At 58.1% G+C, this 1,374-nt stretch carries 2 protein-coding genes; one reads left to right on the top strand and one right to left on the bottom strand.

Annotated features, from left to right (window positions below; all coding sequences use genetic code 11):
• Positions 1-212, top strand: a 212-nt coding sequence (locus AC1DQP_RS20540) for a hypothetical protein (protein WP_478052437.1), incomplete at its 5' end; no start/stop codon positions are given.
• A 4-nt stretch (positions 213-216) separates the two neighbouring features.
• Here AC1DQP_RS20540 and AC1DQP_RS20535 read toward each other — a convergent pair.
• On the bottom strand, positions 217-1,341 hold the full coding sequence (locus tag AC1DQP_RS20535) for a DUF4062 domain-containing protein (protein WP_478052436.1): 1,125 nt from the start codon (positions 1,339-1,341) through the stop codon (positions 217-219).
• Between the last annotated feature and the right edge of the window lie 33 nt (positions 1,342-1,374).

Here is a 1,374-nt window from a genome sequence, read left to right as displayed (position 1 = left end):
CCCTAGGCGCGGGCCTGGCAATAAGAAATAGACACCCAACCGCACAAGCTGGACATTTGAAAGCAAGAGCGCCTCATCCGAAGAAATGCATCAGCGTGCAACTAACCACCGCGAGCGCTCAGCCAATTGCCAAATCGAACATACCGCAATCGGGAGACTTTTCCTGCCAGAAGATCTTGATGAATACGCTCTACAACTTTATTTTCGACTGACGAACTAACCATTCCAACGACGGCGCAAGAGCACGATCAAGTCCTCCACAATGCGTTGCGTGTCCATCGTTAGCGCCTGTCTGACCTGGTGGGCTGGCGTTAGGAGGACGGGCTCCTGGTGCTCTCCCTGCCGCCAGGGCACTTGCATGCTGTTTGGACTCGCCTCTTGTTCCGCCCGGGTCCGCCAAGCACCTGCATGCTCTCCGAGCAGCCGCACCGCAGGAACGACATGGCTAAGCCGTTCGGTTGGGTCGATATTAGCCAGAAGCCACACGGCGTAGCTGATCGCAGCTTCAAGCTTTCCGGTGATATCTTCTTCTACGACGACCGATAGCCCCATGCCGCACTCTGGTGGCGGAACAGGCAAACTGATCAGGAGATCCCCGTTGGGCCACAGTCGAACGGACGCGCCGTCACTACGCTGGCCTTTCTGGCCCAAGACAAGCGACTCGCCGGACAAGCCTGCCTGCATCCCTAAGCTCCGATCAAAGACAGCGGGCTTTCCGAAAAGCGCCTGTTGCTGCATGGCATCTATGAGCGCCCCGGCTTCCATCTCAGCAGGACGAAGCACCGTTGTGTCAGGCCCGGCAGCGACGGCAAGCTGCAAGACCGCGCCGCTTTGATGATAGCCGCGCTCAATTTGCGGAAAGAGCGTCAGAGCCCGCTCGCGCATTCCCGCTGGATCAAGGGGAGCTACGGCTTGCGTCAGCTGGAACTTATGGATGCCGCGCGTCGCCTTTTGGCCTAGGTCATCCGGTGAGCTAAATCCATCCCAGAGTTGACCACCTTGCCACTTGCCGATCTCTGAAATCAGATCGGCCTGATCCGCTTCCGACTCTATACCGGACTGCACAAATACAAGGAGAGGCTTCCGATTGCGCGCCTCCTGCACTTCCTCGTGCGTGGCTGAGACGCCTCCCGCTTGCTTGGTCCCGTAGCGAGAACCCAGAACGAGGATGACGAGGTCCGCCTCGCGCACGCCATTGAGACATGCAACCTGCGGAGAACTCGCCACGGCTCCAAAGTCCTCAGCTCTGATGGCCTGGTGGCCAAGAAGCTCAATCGCGTGCTTGACGGCAGCTCGCTCCGCTTCCATGCCCGTAATAAGTGAGCTGATAAAGATCTTCATCTAGAACTCCTGTGGATGAAAGAGCAGTGGGAG

The organism is Stenotrophomonas sp. P5_A8 (assembly GCF_056400545.1).
Note: the sequence above shows the minus strand (reverse complement) of the source record. Positions and strands in the feature narration are given on the sequence as shown.